A 17,187-nucleotide genomic window follows, 5' to 3' on the forward strand; every position below is an offset into this window, starting at 1 on the left:
CATCTAGAGACGGAGAGATACATCTTGCAAACACTGACTAAGAAATCCAATGTGCGCTGGGTCGTCGCCATTCTTATGTGGGCAGCAATAGCGATCAACTATATCGATCGAACAGTACTCTCGGCCGCAGCGCCATACATTACGAAGGAATTCGGACTGAATGCCGCCCAAATGGGCGTCGTTCTTTCCGGCTTCTTCTGGTCCTACGCGCTGCTGCAGGTTCCTTCCGGCTGGGTGGCCGACCGGATCGGACAGAAGAAAACGCTCGGCTTCGCCGTTGCCTGGTGGTCGCTATCTACAGCGGTAACCGGTCTTGCAACCGGCTTCAAGTCCATTCTTGGCTTTCGTGTCGCTCTAGGCGTCGGGGAAGCCGCGGCTTATCCGAGCAATGCGGGCATCTCGTCCAAATGGTTCCCGGATAAGGAACGCGCGACGGTAGCGGGAATTTTTGATAGCGGATCCAAATTCGGCGGAGCTATAGCGATGCCGCTCATCGTTTGGCTGATCGCCATGTTCGATTGGAAGATGACCTTTCTGATCATCGGGGGACTCGGGATCGTTTGGGCAATCGTCTGGATTCTGTACTTTAAGGAAACGCCGGAAGAGCATAAGGGCGTTAACGAAGCGGAATTGAAACATATCCGGGAAGGACAGTCCAAGCAGGAGGGACTGGACACCGAGCAGCCGATGAAATGGTATCAGCTGCTGAAGTATCGTAATATTTGGGCGATGTGTATCGGGTTCTTCATGATCAATTACAATTCCTACTTCTTCATTACTTGGCTGCCGACGTATCTCGTCAAGGAAAGAGGCATGGGCCTGATCGAGATGGGCTTCATGGCGTCGCTGCCGCTGCTGTGCGCGATGGTTGTCGAGGTTATCGCCGGATGGCTGTCCGACCGCATTTATGCCAAGGGGCTGTTGTCGCTGACGGCGACACGCAAGCTGTTCCTTGTCATCGGATTGCTGATGGCATCGTGCATCGGCTTCGCCGCTTTCGCTCAATCGGCCGTGCTGGCCGTGGTGCTCCTCTGTATCGCCAAGTCGGGTACCACAGTGGCGGCATCCCAGGTGTGGGCGCTGCCGAGCGACGTGGCTCCGAAAAATATGACCTCGGTCGTTGCAGGTATGCAGAACACGGTATCCAATATGGGCGGCGTCGTCGGACCGATCATCACCGGCTTTTTCGTAGCGACTTACGGCTCCTTTGTACCGGCTCTGCTGTTCTCCGCGGCGCTGATCGTTATCGGTATTTTGAATTATTTGTTCCTGTTAGGCAAAGTGAAGCCTATTCAAGCAGAACAATAAAGATGGGACGGAAGAGGCGCGGTTTACGCGTCTCTTTTGTGTTTTTTATGATAATACATAGAACGGCCTTACCTGCATTTGTAATACCTGCTCGATATCGTCGATTTGAATAATGAACTGTTCGATGTCCTCATATTGAAACACCAGCATATCGCGTTCCTTCATCTTTTCCATACGCTCCATCACACGAGTGAGCGAGATACCGATATGCTTTGGTTTATCAAAGCTCATCATCATGTCGTCAATTCCGATGGCAATGCTCATTAGATCTTCAAGAAAATCCTCCGAATAGTGACGGCGAAACGGGACGTCTAAGGGAATATACACCGCAGGCTTGTCCCAGAGCATCTTACCGCGGGGAAACCGCACAATAAGCTTCATAGGAACCAGGCAAACGCCGTCTAGTCCCTGATGTTCTTCATAATAGACTCGGATTTTTGTCATAGGATCCCCCACGATTTCTCTCTAATTAGTCTTTGCCGCCCCATTTCAGCCTGCTTTTGCCTTATGTAATCGGTCGTAATATAGCTGGTGTCCACCGTACGATCCCGCAGCTCCTTATCTATTTGCGCAAGGCAGAGACGATTTAGGATTTGATTAAGCCGTTTCTGAACGAACCGGATCGGAAGACAAAAGGCTTCGGCCAGCACCTTTTCAAATGCGCCCCAGCTGTACACATCATGTATAAACTCGTGCAGCATAAAGGCCGGCATGGCAGCATACAGCTGGAACTGCGCCGCTTGCTGCTCCTGAAGCTCTATAAACGTTTCGGGCATTCCATATTGATCGCCGCAATGGCGGACGATGTGCCCGAGCTCGTGAAAGAAATTTTCGCGCTGTTGTTCTTTGCTTAGCAGGGCGTGCAAATAAATTAAGGCAAAATTGCTGCTCCAGATCACTTTGGATTCGTGAGGGTGAAGCTCTACCATAGCACGAAAAATAGCTGCGATATGATCTATATCCATATCTGCCGCGTAGCAGATTCCATGTTTTTGATATATGAAGGAAATCCATTCTTCTGTTTCAGTCGGTTTGTATAAAGAAAGATCCATATATTTACCTCCTAACAGAACGTATGTTCTATTTTATTTGATAAAGAAAAGCCCTGTAGGGGCTTTCCAAATTAGCAGAGGGCAACAATAACCTAGTGTTCGCCGTTAAATTTCTCGAATAATTTCCGTTTGGCTTCAAACTCCTTGCGTTCTTGCTCGGTAAGAGGAGCCGGTTTCCCATTATAGGCCGCCTGGCTCAGATACTCTCCGGATTCCTCCGTCACAATCCCCAAGGCGCCTATAGGGTTACGAGTTGACTTTCCTGGCCGCTTCCCTTCCTGAAGGGTATGCTGCAAGCCATGGATGTTGTTATACAGCTTGTTCATATAGCGTTTCATATAGATGACGTCTTTGAGAATGTCTTCGACATATTCCGCTTCGACGCCCATATTTTCAAGAAAATCGATGTAATCGTCGGTTTCTTTCATAAGATCGCGGGCAGCCTCCAGCATGCGCCGGGTCACATCCGGATCATTCCCGGAATCTGCCGCTTTATTGTAAGAGGGAGAAGCAGCGTTTTCTGTTCGAGGAAACGGGCGTACGATTTGACCTTTATCGTCAAGATAATTGGCAAAATGGATTGTTTCGCTTCCCATAGTGACTGAAGGCGACTGCGGGAAAAAGCGGGAACGAAGGGAACCTATCAGCTGCAGAGCGGACTCGGGATCCTCTTTAAGCTTATCGAAGGGATAGTCATAATGGTAGGCTTCCCTTAGCTCATCTCCCATAGATTGAATTTCGTGCAACAAGTCTTCTTGAATTTCTTGGTGCTCGTTGTAAAACTCCATGAAATCCATCAGCTTGCGAGTCAGATGAAAGGCAAATCTATATTTTTCGGCCTCCCGGAGAGCATCCTTCACTTCCGTGGGGGCTTTATCTATGTAGGCGGCCATAACCAGAGCATCGGGGTCACCGCCTGTGACTTCGGCCAGAGCGCGGGTAATTTCCTCCGAGGCTGGGGGTTTATTGCCGTTTTTGAGCTTGCTGATATACGACTTTGTAATATCGATATCGCGATTTTTAAGCCTCAAGACAAGCTCTCCAAGGCTTAGCTTGCTTTCTTCTATATAACGGGATAACAGTTCATGGTATTTCACGGGTCTCAATCCCCTCTCTATCTTTATATTAGTAAAAGTTGACCAAAAATTCAACGGTATCACTAAAAAGTGATGAACAATCGTTGACTATAAAGTGACACGGTGGTACTATTTGGTCAATGGTTGACTGAATAGTGTCATCCATTGCTAAAAAGTGATTGATAGAAAGGGGGGAGACCAATTTTGAGATATCAGCAAATGTACTTCGTCGGTTATGCGGGCTGGGTGAAAGATGTGGAGAATGCATGACAGCAATACGAAAAAGCCGCCTGGCGGGGCGGCTTAGACGTTAGCTATGAAGCAAGATGCTTGTTTTTAGTATAGCTGTTAGTGGACAAGCTGGCAAGGAAGCGATTCCTTGCAAGAAGCTTTTGGAAGCAAGGAACCCAAGGTGTAATTATTTTGAGGCAAGCTTGGATTCGCCAAGAATAACTGCCTGTTTGTTTTTCTACAGGAAAGTACTTATTTCTATTTCATATGAAGAAGGGTGAGAAGCATGTTGCTTATGAAGAATGAAGCATTTCCGGCAGCAACGGTAAAGGAAATCAAGATCGCGAAGGAATATCTCAAGCAATACAAAGACAGAAAGAAGAAGCTGGAGCTATTTGACCAAAATCCCCCTGCTAACGACATGCAAAAACATGTTCAGCAATCTATGCTGCGGTTCACCAGCTTAATAGAAAGAGCCGTAGAGCAAATTGCGGACGAGAATATCAGGGCGGTTGTGACCTTTCGCTATATCCAAGGCCATACCCGCGCGGCGACTATTCTCAAATTCAGCGGGTGGAATTACTGTGATAAAACCATTGACCGCAAATTGGATGAAGGGGTCGTCTCCGTCGCCAATACGCTTCTCTATTTGGAATGAGGATGTCCAATTCATGTCCAAAACATGTCAACAAAATGTCTACGGTCAGGATGTACATTAGGTTCATAGAGCTACGGCTCGGGTGATTCCTACTGTACCCTGATCATCGGAGGACTCGGTCATGCTGTGGGTGGACATGATATTCCACCTTAGACGCTAGTCGTCGATGGTGTGAAGATGAGGCGGGGTTAGAAACCCCTTGGATCGCCGAGAAACACTCCGGGTTGCAGCAGCAATCACCAACACCATGAATGAAGGAGGTGTGGCATCTTCGAGCACATAGGATAGCGGATAAGGCAATTGGAGATGAACGATTGCGATAGCAGTCCGTTCACGAGGTTTCGAATCAAGAGCCGGCCGGCTGCCTTTCTAACGGAAGTAACTAGCAGCCCTATTGTTTACAGGGAAAACACAGACGAGCTTCCCAAGGGAGAGACGGCGGTTTCGGTTCAAAGCAAGGGATTCTAGCAGCGTTCGGACTGAGCTGGAACCATTATCCAACGCATTTGAGGTGGATCTATGAATTTTGAGGAAATGAAACAAGCCTTACTACAGCGGCTGCAGTCCCTGGGATTTAATCTCCCCGTTTACGATGAATATCCGGATCAGAATTGGCAGAAGCCTGCTTTACTACTTCATTTAGTGAGCAGCAAGCAAGTCAAGGAAGTCAATGGGAGGTATCGATATCCTACTTTGTTCAGGATCGAATACTACCCGGATCCGGCAGACCGGAACAGCCCATTAGGCTATCATGCGATGGCCGAACGGTTGTATGAGGAGCTGGAAACCATCGAACGGGAAGGAACCAAATACCGGGGATATGATCTTCATCATGAAATCGCGGAGGATTCGCTCCGATTTTATATCAGCTTCGATATCCGCATGATGAAGCAGAAGCCGCCTGCAGTAAAAATGATGCATTTAGAACAGGAGGAACGGTACAAATGAGTACAAGAAGTAAAAGTGATGAAGCTGCGGTATCCACATATACCAAGCAGCAGTTTTTGGAATCGAGCCGGTATACGGCGCAGCAAAAAGATGTGCTGAACGCCTTACTGCAGGAGGATGCAGCTTACACCATGGAGCAAGTAAAAAAATATATGACGGAGTTTTCAAGAAAGGTGGCTAACTAAATGGCTGGAGGAACATGGACAACGCAAAATAAAGATCGTGCAGGGGTATACATTGAATTTGTCGGTGAGGGGAAACCGGTTGGAGCCATAGGGGACCGCGGCGTGATGACCATGCCTTTATCGCTTAGCTGGGGACCGGCGAAGCAAATGCTCAAGATTCAAGCTGGCGAGGATGTATCCAAGCTGCTCGGATACGATGTGACGGCATCGCAGCTGCTGCTGGTTAAGGAAGCGCTGAAGCGGGTCAAGACGGTCCTTGTCTACCGCTTGAACGAAGGAGCCAAGGCGAAAGCAACGCTAGGCACTCTAACGGCAACTGCCCAATACGGCGGATTGCGCGGCAACGATATCTCCCTGGTTATCCAAAAGAATTTCGACGACGAAACCAAATGGGATGTGAAGACGCTGCTTGCGGGGAAAATCGCAGATAGTCAATCGGTCACCGATGCGGCTGGCCTCAAGTCTAATGACTGGGTTGCATTCAGCGGAACCGGTGCTTTAACGGAAACGGCAGGAACTGCGCTGGCCGGCGGTACGGACGGTACGGTGACCAACCAGGACCATATGGACTATTTGGCGGCTGCCGAGCTGGTCGACTTCCAAACGATGGCTCTCCCGTCAACGGACAGCACCCTCAAATCGGTATACACTTCCTTCGTGCGCCGGCTTCGGGATGATGAAGGCAAGAAGGTCCAGGTCGTGCTGGAAAACTATCCAACGGCGGACTATGAAGGCGTCATTAGCGTCAAGAACGGCGTTATTCTCTCGGATGGGACAAGGCTGAAGGCGGCACAAGCTGTGGCATGGGTTGCTGCTGCAACGGCCGGAGCGCAGGTGAACGAATCGCTGACCTATGATGCTTACGATGATGCTGTCGACGTGGAGCCCCGCTATACCAACGAGCAGATCATCACAGCCATCAATAATGGGGAATTTGTGTTTACGCCAAGCCAAGGGAAAGCCAAGGTGGAGCTGGACATCAATACCTTTACGGGCTTTTCTCCGGCCAAAGGCAAGGAGTTCCGCAAAAATCGGGTCATTCGCGTGCTCGACGGCATCAACAATGACTTCAAACGAATCTTCGAATCGTTCTTTATCGGAAAAGTGGACAATAACGCGGATGGCAGAAATCTACTGCGCGGCGAATGCAATTCGTACTTGAGCACATTGCAGGGAATCAATGCGGTTCAAAACTTCGATTCTCAAAGCGACGTAGTGGTGCTGGAAGGCAATGAGGCGGATAGCGTGTATGTGGAAGTTGGAGTACAGCCGGTCGATTCGGTTGAAAAAATTTATATGAAAGTGACGGTGCAATAATATGTCTTTCTTAAGAGCGAGCGATACGATTTCCGGTCAAGAGGGCCGGGCTTATGCCACAATTAACGGTCAGGTGGAAGAGATGTTCTACATCAAGAAGCTTGAGGGCAAGGTCGAAAAGGAAAAGTCTGAGGTGAAGACTCTGGGACGACGCGGCACGCAGCATAAGGCTAAGGGCTGGAAAGGCTCAGGCAGCATGACGATTTATTACATCACCTCGGTGTTCAGAGAAATGATGCTGGATTATATCAAGCAGGGCAAGGATACCTATTTCGATGTGCAGGTGATCAACGAGGATCCGTCCTCTTCCGTAGGAAAACAAACGGTTGTCCTGAAGGGCGTGAATTTGGATAGCGTCATTATGGCGCTGCTGGACACGGGCTCGGATGCTTTGGAAGAGGAAGTAAGCTTTACGTTTGATGATGTGGATATTCTAGACCAATTCGGAAAGCCCGTTCTGGGTTAATTAATGGAGGGTATTAAACAATGAGCGATTTGAGCGTATTCTATGCACAAAATGTTAGCGGCTTGACGGAGGAACTGGTTGTTTCGGAACGCTTTAAGGACAAGGACGGGAAGCCGGTCCCTTGGAAGCTGAGAAGTATGACGGAGGAAGAGAACGAATCGATTCGTAAGTCGGCGACCAAGCGCGTTCAAGGAAAGAGAGGTGTGGCAACGCAGGAAACCGATCCAACGGAATATATGGTGAAGCTGGCGGTTGCCAGCGTCGTATTCCCGAATCTGAAAGATGCCGAGCTGCAAAAATCCTATGGCGTCATGGGCGCAGAGAACCTTCTCCGGAAAATGCTGTTGGCAGGGGAGTATGCGGCGCTGATTGAAAAAATCCAGGAGCTTAACGCCTTCGACAAAAATATGAACGAGCTGGTCGAAGAAGCAAAAAACTAGTTATGGAGGGGGACGGTGAGGCTAATTATGCTTACTACGCCCTCCATGAATTAAACATTTTACCGCATGATCTAATGAACATGACTTCCCGTCAAAGGGCCGTGATCTATGCCATGATTGATATTCGAATCGATCAGGAGAAAAAGGCCCAGGCGAAGAAAAGCAGGTAGCCGCAGAGCGGCTTACTTGTGCAAGAAAGGAGGGAGAGCCGCTGGCAACAATAGGAGCATCGTTGAAATTGGTTAAACAATTTTCACAAGCGTCAACAATATCCAAATCGGGTATGGGCACGGTTTTCAATTCTACTGTATTGTTGAAACAATCTATACAGGCTAATATCAAGATCACTGTTGCCAACGCTGCCAATGCAGTAAAGACTGCGAATATCACAAATGCAAAAATTTCAAATGTGGCGAATGTGGCAAAAGTTGCGAATGTGGCAAATGTAGCAAAGGTTGCAAATGTCGTTAATGCCGCGAAGGCTGCGGGTGCAGCTAATCCCCCAATGAACCCAGCACCGGCAATGCCTAAATTATCAGCTGGAGGATTAACAAATATATTACGCTTATTGACGTTAATCGTCCAAACGGCCAGACTGTTTAAGCTTTCCAATACCGGAGTAAAGCAAATGCAGGAGGACCTAAAGAAAATCGCCGAGCTGGAGGAAAAGGTTAATCAGCTGCAGGATAAATTGAACGGTAAGGGCAAGCAAGGCGGGGGGGCCGGGGGCGGGCTTTTGGACAAAATCAAAGGGTTGGCCGGCCAGTATTTAAACTTCGATACGTTCAAAGAGCTCGGAGGAAAAGCCCTGTCCGGCGGAATGGAGCTGCAGAAGCTGCAAGATACGTTTAAGGCAAGAACCGGTGACGATCAAGTAGGTACTGCGATGTTTCAAAAGTTCAAGGCGGATGCTGTCAAGTCGGGTGTGGACGTCAATGAATTTTTGAAGGGAACGTTATCATTCTTTCCTCAGACCAAGAACACGAATCAACTTGAGAAAATCAATAATTTGGCGCTTCGCCTAAATGCATTCGATAACGAGGGTAAAGGACTGGGGGATAACATCTCCGTACTGAAAGAAGCGATGAGCGGAAATACCGCTTCGCTGGCAGGGCGTTACAACATGTCCGAGGCAAGCATTAAGGCTTCAAAAATTGAGGATCTCGGAAAAGCCGGCGATTTGAATGGTTTTATAAATGCTTTTGATAAACTGCTTGAAAAGGAAAATATGGGAAAGAAAGCACTTGAAACGATGTTAGCGACACCGGCCAAGCAAGTGGAGGCGTTGGGTAACCATTTCCAAACATCTCTCGCCACTGCTGGCCAAGGGGCATTACAAGCTCTGCAGCCTCTGCTCGCGACACTCAACACGGCATTCCAGGAAGGGAAATTTGACCCGTTTTTTAACGCACTACAAGCAGGCTTGAACGTAGTTGCTTGGCTCGTAACGTCTTTAGTGGACAGATTCCTGCAAGTATCCGATGCCATTCAAAGTAATTGGTCCACTGCCAGCAATATTATCCTGGCCGTTGCTGCAGCCATTGCTACCATGCTCATTCCTGTACTATGGGCCGCGCTTGTTCCCATATTGGAGCTGGCTCTCGCAAGCTGGCCCATCCTATTAGTAGCTGCTGCTGTAGGAATATTGGTTTATTATCTTTTAAACTGCGGCATTACTGCAGAGCAAATTGTCGGTGTTATAGTAGGGAGTTTCATGGTGCTATATGGAGTAGTATGGAATATTGTCGCCATGCTATGGAACGTTTTCGCGAGCTTTGGAGAAGGTCTAATCAATATATTTATAGACTCGACTTATTCCGTGAAAAAACTGTTCTACGATTTAGCTGTGACATTTGGCGGCTTCCTAATAAGCATGGCTCAGGGTGTTGAAGATTTCGCGGGCGGTTTTATGACAACCATCCTGAAGGGTATAAATGGAATTTTGAAAGGCTTTAATTGGCTGGCAGATGGAGTAAACAGCATGTTCGGACTCAATATCGGCCAAGCCAAGCTCTTTGATGAGAATAACATTCATGCCATCAGCGATAGTATGAGGGATATGATGGACCAGCTTGAGAAGCCTGTCAGTGACAAGGACGTAGCTGTCATAGGACGGATGGATTACAAGGATTTGAAGAACGAATTCGATTTTGGCTATAGCAGCGGAGCGACCCTTGTCAATAAGCTGTCTTCACTGCAAGGCTCCCTTGACCCTAACAAGCAAACCTCTATCCTGGACGGTTGGAACCAAAAAAACAATAATATCGACAGGGTTGGCGTCCTCGGCCAGATCGATGATACGGTTGACGTAACGAGCGAGGATATCAAGGTGATGCGAGACCTGGCGGAAATGCAAAATATCCAGAACTTCGTTACTTTAACCCCTACGGTTCAAGTCACAACGGGAGATATTAATAATCCGACCGATGTGAATGAGATGATTCGCCGTATTGAGGACGTTATGGTAAGAGAAATTTCTAACTCAGCCCAAGGAGTATATGGGTAATTAAGTAAAAAGTGCACCCTCCAGGGTGCCTTTCTTTTTTAATGTAGGAAATAAAGGAAAGGAGTACAGCTATTGAACAACTACAGAATATCGCTGAGCTGGAACAATCAAGCGGAAGGGTTCCAATTACCCGTAAATCCCGAGTCGTTGGATGTCAAAGAAGAAGGGCAGGGGAAAACCTACAATATTGTCGGCAGGGGCGGAGGCACGGATGAGACTCGGGCAGGCGAGATCAATGTCATCAAAAATCCGAAGCTGAAGGAAGTCAGTTTCAGCAGCTTTTTCCCCAATCAGTATTACCCGTTTGTCAATGAAGAGGTCACGTTATTTGTGCCTATGTATTATGTTAACCTGATCCGAAAATGGATGGAGAGCAAGCACCCCATCCGATTTATTTTCGCGGGAGATTACAATGCTTTGGCCAAGGCAAGCGGCGTTACGGGATTATCAGACCTCAACTTCCCTGCATCTATTGAATCCTTCGAATGGAAGCAATCGGCAGGATCCTCCGGCGATATTGAATACACCTTGAAGCTTAAGGAATATGTATTTTATTCAGCACGCGGTGTAAGCACAGTGGAATTGGAAAATGGAGAAACGGCAATAGTGCAGCAGCAGCCGATGCGCCCGGACGAGCGGGTTAAACCGGAGACGTACACTTTAAGGGCGGGGGAACAGCTGAGGGAAGTAGCAAAACGTTTGTTTGGTGATGAAAATAGATGGACTGAGCTTCAAGCATTTAACGGAATTACAAACGATAAGGTTATGGAACTACCGGCAGGTACGTTGGTAAGAATTCCACAGTACTAGGAGGTGGTCATAGATGTTAGAGATTATCCTGGATAATCGGGACGGTCATTTGTGGGATGTCTCAGGAATCATTTCTGATGCGACCTATAAGACAAGCCGAAAGGGCAGCGCTTCTACTTTTGAGTTTACACTGATTAAAGGCGGCTGGTACGAGGATAAGGACTTTAAGTACAACGTCGGCGATATAGTCCGCGTACGCAAGGATGGCGTCAAAGTATTCTATGGGTACATTTTTGTGATTAGCAGCGGCCGGGACGAGGAAGTCAAAATTACGGCATATGATCAAATGCGATACCTGATGGTCAATGATTACCTTCTAAAATCCGACATGACGGCTACGGAGGTCGTACAGCATTTTGCAGATAAATACCAGTTGAAAACAGGCACGCTGATCGATACCGAGTATAAGATTCCGAAGATATCGGAGGATGGCGTGAAGACGATGGATATTATTTGCAAGGCTATGGACAATACGCTGCTCGGAACCGGCAAACAGTTCCTGCTTCTGGATGACTTCGGCGAGCTGGTTATCCAAAACGTTGAGGATAGGGTGCTTAATCTATCCCTAGGTGACGGAAGTCTTCTGTACGATTACAAGCAAAAAGTAACCATCGAGAATTCATACAATATGGTTGTTCTCGGCCGGGACAATAAGGAGCTTGGAAAGCGCGAGCTATTTATAAAACAGGACAGCAGCAATATCGCCAAATGGGGACTGTTGATGCTGTACCAATCGGTGGACGAGAAGATGGACGATGACCAGGTGAAGAAGTCGCTGGCCAACTTGATGAATCTTAAGAATAGAGTGGGCAGAAGCTTTCAGGTGGAGGCTATTGGGGATATTCGCGTAAGAGCCGGCAGCTATTTATCTATTAACATTGCGGAAGAGGGGATTAACATGAGGTTTTTGGTCAATGAGTGTACGCATAAATTTGAAGGCAGCGACCATTCCATGTCACTCGACCTGTTTGATATCAGAATGGATGACCCTAAGGTGGTGATTGAGAAATGAGATTATTAGATTTAATCAAGCAGGCGGGGGCCGATGCGGTTCATGCCGGATATCCCGTCTCCATATTTACAGGAAATGTAACACAAGTAAATCCTCTAGAAGTGAGCTTCGATCCGCAAAGAGAGCCGCTTACGGAGGATTTTTTGCTTGTTCCGGAAAGCCTTACCCCTCTGCAATTGGATTTGAAGCATACGCATTCCATTAATGGGGGAAATACGGAAGAAGCCCTTGCCGAACCTATCGTCATTCGAAAAGGATTGGAAGCAGGCGATGTGGTGCTCCTGCTTAGAATGCAGGGCGGGCTTAAGTTCATCGTTCTGGATAAGGTGGTGGAGGGATGATTCCGCAAGGCGGCATATTAGGCAAGGTGACTCAAACCGTACGGCAGCCCGGCAGGACCTACCGGATCGATCCGGGTTTGAAGAGGATCCTGGGTATGGTAGATGGTTTGGAAGCCGTAAAGCAAGCGGCATTAAAAATACTGGCGACGGAGCGGTTTGAACATATCATCTATAGCGGAAATTACGGCAGTGAATTTTCCAATATTCCGGGACGCAGCCCGTCCTTTGTTCAAACCGAGCTGAACAGGCGAATCCGGGAAGCATTATTGCAGGATGACCGGATCAAAGACATTCAGCACTTTGAAGTCGAGATAAACGGGGATGACATTACGGCTTCCTTTACGGTTGTTTCACTGTATGGGAGTGTCGCATTAACCAAGGGGGTTGGAGAAAGTGTATGAGCATCAAACATTTCAAGCCATTTTAAATAGAATGCTGGACCGGATTCCTTCGGATATAGATAAACGGGAAGGCAGCATCATTTATGATGCGCTGGCACCGGCCGCATGGGAACTGGCAGGATTGTACACCGAGCTGGACATTAACCGTAATCTCTCCTTTGCCGACACAGCGGCAGGAGATTATCTGGAGCGTCGTACGCTGGAATTTGGAATTGAACGCAAGCCTGCTACAAAATCTCTTCGCAAAGCGTTGTTCTATGGCTCGGGCAATGCTCCCTTCGACGTGCCTATCGGCAGCCGATTCTCAGGCAGTTCACTGAATTACACCGTCATTCGAAAGCTTGCGGCCGGTGCTTTTGAATTGGAGTGCGAGACGGCGGGAGCGGCTGGAAACCAATACTACGGTACACTGCTGCCTATTAATAATTTATCCGGGCTGGCCAAAGCAGAGCTTTCGGAAGTGCTCGTGCCCGGCGAGGATGTGGAAAGCGACGCTTCGCTACGGAAGCGGTACTTTGCGACCCTGAACGAGCAGCCCTTCGGAGGCAATGTTGCCGATTATAAGAAGAAGATCGGGGATATCCCGGGCATAGGGGGAGTCAAAGTATTTCCGGTGTGGCAGGGCGGAGGGACGGTGAAATGCACTATTATTTCTTCCGACTACAGCTCACCGTCTCCCATGTTGGTTAACGATGTCCAGACCGCTATGGATCCAACCGTTAACAGCGCGGAAGGGCTTGGGTTTGCCCCTATCGGACATAAGGTCACCATAGCTGGAGTTGAGAATGTCACTCTCAATCTAGAAACAAGCCTTACGTTAGAAAATGGCATGACATTGGGACAAGTTCAAGCTGAAATCGAAGCGGTGCTCGAAGCATACTTGTTATCCTTGCGGCAAGCGTGGATGAGTGAATCACAGCTTGTTATCAGGGTCAGTCAGATTGAGGCGCGAATTCTGACCGTACCTGGTGTTACGGATGTATCCAATACGATGCTTAATGGAGCCGGTGCTAATCTGACATTAACGAGCGAGCAAATTCCGGTGCTTGGGGTGGTGAGCTTGTTTGTCTAAGCTGATTCATTACTTACCTGAGTTCTATGAGGAGATAACCGATTTCGCGGAGCTTGCTACAACGGAAGATGCGGAGCTTGACGCTCTAGCCGAAGCCGTTCAAAGGCTGCTGGATGACCAATTCGTAGATACGTCCAGCATCCAGGCTATCAAACGCAGGGAGCAAATGCTGGGGATTCGAGCTGACTCAACGACAGAGTCCCTGGATTTCCGGCGCAGAAGACTGATCAACCGCTACTCCACCAAGCCCCCCTTTACTGCGCGTTATCTACAGACCCGATTGGATGTACTTGCCGGCGAGGGGCGTGCCACCGTGGAGATCGACGAGCAAAATTATATTCTCAAAGTAACATTTGACGTTCCGGACGCCGCCTATTTTAAAGAGATCGAATATACGATTCATACGATTAAACCGGCTAACATTGTCTACCATCAATCGACCTCGTTACTCGATACTATCGTGTTACAGGAGCATGTGAGTGCTACGCCACTAATTCGCGGAACCCGGTTAGGGAGCGGCTGGAAGCTGGGTCAAACGCCATTTGCAGTAAAAGGGCAGGAGGTGCAGTTAGTATGATACCGACGACATATTTGTCTGAACTGGCTTCATTTACGAATAATCGGATTGCCAAGGTTGTTGTGAATGAGAGCTATGCGATATCCAGTTTTTCTATAAAGCAAGTGACGGCCGGCACGGTTGAAATGGAGTATGTTATCCCTTACGGCTCCGTAACGGAAGTGACGCTTATCGAGCTAAAAAGCCAAGATGACGCCGTCATTAGCTCCAACGCCGTCTATGTGCCGATTACCAGCGACACGATTATAAAGCAAACGATAGGAATCAAGGAGGTATAGAACGTGACGTATAACGCAAAAACGAATTGGAAATTTGAGGAGATTGTGACGGAACATGATATGAACCGTTTGGAGCAAGGGATTAAGGATGCTCACGCGGAAGGAATTGATAGTCCTGAGCCGACGGCTCTGAATTTACGATATGGTACCCAGGTCGTCCAGTCTGACAGGGTAGCTCCATATAATGTTACTGGTTTTAAGGGGCGTACATTGGTCAATTTGTTAGGGAGAGAAGGTAACTATGAATATAATGTTTCCAGTATCGCAACAGCCGGGTTAACTATAGCAGCAGACACCGGTAATAAGGTTTATGGGAACCAATCGTTGAAGATGACCCTTAATAATAACACTTATGGAAACATAGCTCATGCAACAAACATCAATGATTTTTCAAAGTCATACTTAATCGTAGGTGATTTGAAGAATGGGAATTCTTCAACGGGTTTAAGTCTTGGATTTATTGCTTACAATGCCGATCTCCAGTTTGTTGGTTCGAAAATGTCTTCCGTTGTTTCCAATACTACTGGATTTAGCAGCTCTTATGCCCTTTGGGCAGGAAATGACTTTCAAAATACTGCATTTATCGATGCGGTGGTGACTATCACAGGTGCGAACGGTCAATATGGTTATGTTGATGGACTGCGAGTATATGAAATTACGGTTGAAGAAAGAAATGCCATAAAAAGCGGTACCTTATCGGTTGACGAACTCGCTGCAAAATATCCCTATGTCGATGATATGAAGTCGATTACGAACCCATATGTAGTAAAGTACGGGGAAAATTTGTTGCCACCTTTTAATGAGTGGGACCTACATGCAAATGCAACAATAACAGAACCTTATAGGCTAACTTTGAACTCCACAGCATCTGGTCAAAGAAGCGGATATAAATTTACTCCTGTTAATGGGCAAAAGTACACTTTAAGTCTGACTAATTTTACTTCAAACATGAATATTTACGTTGAATTCAACGATGCTCGAGGGAACCTAATCTCAGCACCAAATTTAAGTGATTTACCTGCTATTTTTGTTGCTCCTAACAACACTGCATCCGCCACAATTTGGTTTGATTGTAAGGCTGCTGGGATGTTTATATTTGATCGACCTTTGTTAAACTTAGGCGACACGGTAAAACCATTCAAGCCGCGTGAAGACAATTACTTGTTTTTCCCTAGTCAATGGTGCTCTAATGTTGACGGCTCTGTGGCTGATCAATTATATCGAAGGGGATCGGATTATTATAAGTTCACGAAATTTAAGACGCTTGATTTGGATGGCAGTCTGGATTGGACATACTTTGTATCTCAAGTAGGGTTCAAACTCATAAAAGCCACAATTAAAGGTGCGATTGGGTCTAATATCGATTTAACAACTCACACAGCTGTGAAGTACGATGGTAAAATACTTAAATCAGTCGATTCACCTGGAGTTAATGCAGCGTCAGACAGAGCTTATTTAGATGGTAATTCTTTACTTTATCTCTCTGTTGCAGACACAGACAGCGGTTGGGGAGAAGGATACACACCTTCCCAAGATGAGATGCAGGCGTATTTTTATGGATGGGTCATGGGATATGATGATAATGGAACATTTGTAACTCCATATAACGGTTCAGGTAGTAAGAGATGGAGAACCATTGCTGATAAATCAAGTGGTGGAATTTCAACATTACCAACAACTGCAGCTGGTTCTTGGTACGTTCCTTATAAACTTCAATATCAACTCGCTCAGCCTGTTCTAGAGAAGATCATCCCAGAAGGAGAGATTACGCTTCATGAGGGGTTAAATCAGATTGAGGTTGGTAATGGGATGATTGTTAGGGAGAAGGTGAGTTCAGTTTATGTGCAAAGTGATAACGCCTATTATATTAATCGATCAGATTTAGGCAACTTGCTTAAAAATAAAATTAACCGCTTAGTTTCTTTAAATCGAGGGGTATTAAATGATACGAGCTATATTTATTACCCGTCTGGAGTTATTGGTATATTACTTCCCAACTATGACCCATTAGCAGCCTACACTGTTACTTACCTTGCTTTAGACCAATACAGCTTAACATGCAATATCCAAGCAATGCAGGGCCAGTATGATGCGAATCTTAAAACGAATGTCGGTACCCTATCAAAAAGTCACGCGGATATTGTAAAAAGGGTCAGTGTGTTGGAAACAACAAAGGCAGGGAAGGTTAAATCTCAATGGATTACACCAACGTTGTTGAATGGCTGGTCTGTCGAAACATCGGTTGGCTATATGAAAGATGAGCTAGGCTATGTTCATCTTAAAGGCAGAGTGACCGGCGGACCTGAAAATACAGATATTTTTATATTACCTTCTGGTTATCGACCCACCCAATATATTATTGTTCCCGTCATTATGTATGATGGAACAAATTATTTTTCGGGTAGAGCAACTGTTTATCCTTGGGGTATGGTTCGTTTTATTGGTTCAAAACTAAATTGGAATTCCCTTGATGGAGTAATATTCTTAGCGGAACAATAAAGGAGGATAA

Annotated in this window: 20 protein-coding genes; 16 read left to right on the forward strand and 4 right to left on the reverse strand. The window is 46.9% G+C overall.

Features of this window, described 5'->3' with window-relative positions; translation table 11 throughout:
- The first annotated feature begins 24 nt into the window (after positions 1-24).
- Entirely contained in the window at positions 25-1,308 is a 1,284-nt protein-coding gene (locus tag ABEA66_RS25250; RefSeq protein ID WP_225948288.1) for an MFS transporter, read from the forward strand.
- A 45-nt stretch (positions 1,309-1,353) separates the two neighbouring features.
- Here ABEA66_RS25250 and ABEA66_RS25255 read toward each other — a convergent pair whose 3' ends face one another.
- The 3 genes from ABEA66_RS25255 to ABEA66_RS25265 all read right to left on the reverse strand — a co-directional run bounded on the left by ABEA66_RS25255 (position 1,354) and on the right by ABEA66_RS25265 (position 3,457).
- Positions 1,354-1,752, reverse strand: a complete 399-nt coding sequence (locus ABEA66_RS25255; RefSeq protein WP_079914703.1) for a hypothetical protein — start codon at positions 1,750-1,752, stop codon at positions 1,354-1,356.
- A complete protein-coding gene (locus ABEA66_RS25260) occupies positions 1,749-2,360 on the reverse strand; it encodes an ImmA/IrrE family metallo-endopeptidase (protein WP_345591887.1) in 612 nt (203 codons plus the stop codon). Before ABEA66_RS25260 ends, ABEA66_RS25255 begins: the two co-directional genes overlap by 4 nt.
- A gap of 92 nt (positions 2,361-2,452) precedes the next feature.
- Entirely contained in the window at positions 2,453-3,457 is a 1,005-nt protein-coding gene (locus tag ABEA66_RS25265; protein WP_345591889.1) for a hypothetical protein, read from the reverse strand.
- 496 nt (positions 3,458-3,953) lie between these two features.
- On the opposite strand from ABEA66_RS25265, the gene ABEA66_RS25270 reads away from it, so the two are divergent.
- The 6 genes from ABEA66_RS25270 (at position 3,954) to ABEA66_RS25295 (ending at position 7,681) form a co-directional block, all read left to right on the forward strand.
- Positions 3,954-4,325, forward strand: a complete 372-nt coding sequence (locus tag ABEA66_RS25270; protein ID WP_345591892.1) for a hypothetical protein — start codon at positions 3,954-3,956, stop codon at positions 4,323-4,325.
- A gap of 519 nt (positions 4,326-4,844) precedes the next feature.
- Entirely contained in the window at positions 4,845-5,273 is a 429-nt protein-coding gene (locus tag ABEA66_RS25275) for a phage tail terminator family protein (protein WP_345591894.1), read from the forward strand.
- Positions 5,270-5,458 carry a hypothetical protein gene (locus ABEA66_RS25280; protein WP_192703400.1) on the forward strand — a complete coding sequence of 63 codons (189 nt, stop codon included), beginning with the start codon at positions 5,270-5,272 and terminating at the stop codon, positions 5,456-5,458. The genes ABEA66_RS25275 and ABEA66_RS25280 overlap by 4 nt, the downstream gene beginning before the upstream one ends.
- Positions 5,459-6,775, forward strand: coding sequence for a phage tail sheath family protein (locus ABEA66_RS25285; RefSeq protein ID WP_345591897.1), 1,317 nt, complete (start codon positions 5,459-5,461; stop codon positions 6,773-6,775). It begins immediately after the preceding gene.
- Between the two features lies 1 nt (position 6,776).
- Positions 6,777-7,241, forward strand: coding sequence for a phage tail tube protein (locus ABEA66_RS25290; RefSeq protein WP_079914710.1), 465 nt, complete (start codon positions 6,777-6,779; stop codon positions 7,239-7,241).
- Between the two features lie 20 nt (positions 7,242-7,261).
- Complete coding sequence (locus ABEA66_RS25295) at positions 7,262-7,681, forward strand: phage tail assembly chaperone (protein ID WP_079914711.1); 420 nt, start codon at positions 7,262-7,264, stop codon at positions 7,679-7,681.
- 21 nt (positions 7,682-7,702) lie between these two features.
- On the opposite strand, the gene ABEA66_RS25300 is transcribed toward ABEA66_RS25295, so the two are convergent.
- A complete protein-coding gene (locus ABEA66_RS25300; protein WP_345591900.1) occupies positions 7,703-8,293 on the reverse strand; it encodes a hypothetical protein in 591 nt (196 codons plus the stop codon).
- Between the two features lie 16 nt (positions 8,294-8,309).
- Here ABEA66_RS25300 and ABEA66_RS25305 point away from each other — a divergent pair, with 16 nt between their 5' ends.
- From ABEA66_RS25305 to ABEA66_RS25345, 9 genes are all read left to right on the forward strand, one after another.
- On the forward strand, positions 8,310-10,187 hold the full coding sequence (locus tag ABEA66_RS25305; RefSeq protein ID WP_345591902.1) for a hypothetical protein: 1,878 nt from the start codon (positions 8,310-8,312) through the stop codon (positions 10,185-10,187).
- 72 nt (positions 10,188-10,259) lie between these two features.
- Positions 10,260-10,997: a LysM peptidoglycan-binding domain-containing protein gene (locus tag ABEA66_RS25310; RefSeq protein ID WP_079914713.1), complete on the forward strand. Its 738-nt coding sequence runs from the start codon at positions 10,260-10,262 to the stop codon at positions 10,995-10,997.
- Between the two features lie 13 nt (positions 10,998-11,010).
- Positions 11,011-12,009, forward strand: a complete 999-nt coding sequence (locus ABEA66_RS25315; protein ID WP_079914714.1) for an XkdQ/YqbQ family protein — start codon at positions 11,011-11,013, stop codon at positions 12,007-12,009.
- The gene (locus ABEA66_RS25320; protein ID WP_079914715.1) at positions 12,006-12,350 is read left to right on the forward strand and encodes a DUF2577 domain-containing protein; all 345 of its coding nucleotides are present in this window, start codon (positions 12,006-12,008) and stop codon (positions 12,348-12,350) included. Before ABEA66_RS25315 ends, ABEA66_RS25320 begins: the two co-directional genes overlap by 4 nt.
- Positions 12,347-12,751 (forward strand): DUF2634 domain-containing protein, encoded by a 405-nt coding sequence (locus ABEA66_RS25325; RefSeq protein ID WP_079914716.1) that lies wholly within the window; start codon positions 12,347-12,349, stop codon positions 12,749-12,751. The genes ABEA66_RS25320 and ABEA66_RS25325 overlap by 4 nt, the downstream gene beginning before the upstream one ends.
- Positions 12,744-13,823 carry a baseplate J/gp47 family protein gene (locus ABEA66_RS25330; RefSeq protein ID WP_079914717.1) on the forward strand — a complete coding sequence of 360 codons (1,080 nt, stop codon included), beginning with the start codon at positions 12,744-12,746 and terminating at the stop codon, positions 13,821-13,823. Before ABEA66_RS25325 ends, ABEA66_RS25330 begins: the two co-directional genes overlap by 8 nt.
- The gene (locus ABEA66_RS25335; RefSeq protein WP_079914718.1) at positions 13,816-14,400 is read left to right on the forward strand and encodes a putative phage tail protein; all 585 of its coding nucleotides are present in this window, start codon (positions 13,816-13,818) and stop codon (positions 14,398-14,400) included. Before ABEA66_RS25330 ends, ABEA66_RS25335 begins: the two co-directional genes overlap by 8 nt.
- Positions 14,397-14,678 (forward strand): ketopantoate hydroxymethyltransferase, encoded by a 282-nt coding sequence (locus ABEA66_RS25340; protein WP_079914719.1) that lies wholly within the window; start codon positions 14,397-14,399, stop codon positions 14,676-14,678. Before ABEA66_RS25335 ends, ABEA66_RS25340 begins: the two co-directional genes overlap by 4 nt.
- 3 nt (positions 14,679-14,681) lie before the next feature.
- Positions 14,682-17,177: a hypothetical protein gene (locus tag ABEA66_RS25345; protein WP_345591911.1), complete on the forward strand. Its 2,496-nt coding sequence runs from the start codon at positions 14,682-14,684 to the stop codon at positions 17,175-17,177.
- Positions 17,178-17,187 lie beyond the last annotated feature (10 nt).

Source organism: Paenibacillus vulneris, from assembly GCF_039543185.1.
Classification (GTDB): domain Bacteria; phylum Bacillota; class Bacilli; order Paenibacillales; family NBRC-103111; genus Paenibacillus_S; species Paenibacillus_S vulneris.